Consider the following 1,013-nt stretch of genomic DNA (forward strand, 5'->3'; position numbering starts at 1 on the left):
GCCGTCGCCCTGCCCACGCCGCGCCGGGCCGACCCCTGCGCGGACCCGGACCGGCCCGCCTCCAAGATCCGGGCCGAGCTGGGTGCCACGGACCGTCCGTTGCTCATGGCCGTCGGCACGCTGGACCGCCATCGGGGGTACGACACGCTGCTCGACGCCGCCCGGGAATGGCGCGGCCTCGACCCGGCGCCGCTGCTCGTCGTCGCGGGTGAGGGGCCGCTGCGGAGCGTCCTGCAACGCCGTATCGAGAACGAGGAGCTGCCCGTACGGCTCGTGGGGCGGCGCGACGACGTCTCCGAGCTGATCGCGGCCGCCGACATCGCGCTGCTGCCCGGCGGCCCCGAGGCCCGCTCCGTCCTCGCCCAGGAGGCGCTCCACGCACGCGTGCCGCTCGTCGCCGCCGCCGTCGGATCGCTGCCCGACCTGGTCGGCGACGGTGCCGAACTCGTCCCGTACGGGGACGCCGAGGGGCTCGCCACGGCCGTCGTACGCCTTCTCGGCGACCCGGCTCGCTGTGAGACGCTGCGGGAGCGGGGCACGCGGCAGGCCGCCACCTGGCCGACGGAGGACGAGACGGTGGCCCAGGTGCTCAGCGTCTACGACGAGTTGACGCAGCTGCGGCCGCTCACCTGACGCTCACGGCCTCAGGCGACGTGTCGGCGGGCCCGTAGTGCCAGGCTCAGGGCCAGGACGGCCTGGGGGTCGTCCAGGTCGGTGCCGAGCAGCTCGCCGATGCGGGCGAGGCGGTTGTAGAGGGTCTGGCGGTTGAGATGCAGCTCGCGGGCGGTCTCCGCCTTGCGGCCCGCGTGCGCCAGATACGTCTCCAGGGTGGGCAGCAGCGGGGGCTTGGCACGGTCGTCGTGGTCGCGGAGGGGGCCGATCGCGCGGTCCACGAAGGCGGCCAGGTCGGGGTGGTCGCGCAGCCGCCACAGCAGCAGGTCGATGTCGAGGCGCCGGGCGTCGTACCAGGGGCGGTCGGCCAGCCCCTGCGCGGCCGTCGCCGTCTCCGCCGC

2 protein-coding genes are annotated in these 1,013 nt (G+C 75.7%); one reads left to right on the forward strand and one right to left on the reverse strand.

All coding sequences use genetic code 11. The features are described from left to right. The coding region (locus AWZ10_RS22430) for a glycosyltransferase family 4 protein (RefSeq protein WP_159058320.1) at positions 1-633 on the forward strand (633 nt) is incomplete at its 5' end. Between the two features lie 11 nt (positions 634-644). On the opposite strand, the gene AWZ10_RS22435 is transcribed toward AWZ10_RS22430, so the two are convergent. Further along, positions 645-1,013: PucR family transcriptional regulator (locus tag AWZ10_RS22435; RefSeq protein ID WP_167365980.1), on the reverse strand; the 369-nt coding region annotated here is incomplete at its 5' end.

It is taken from the genome of Streptomyces europaeiscabiei, assembly GCF_001550375.1.
GTDB lineage: Bacteria > Actinomycetota > Actinomycetes > Streptomycetales > Streptomycetaceae > Streptomyces > Streptomyces europaeiscabiei.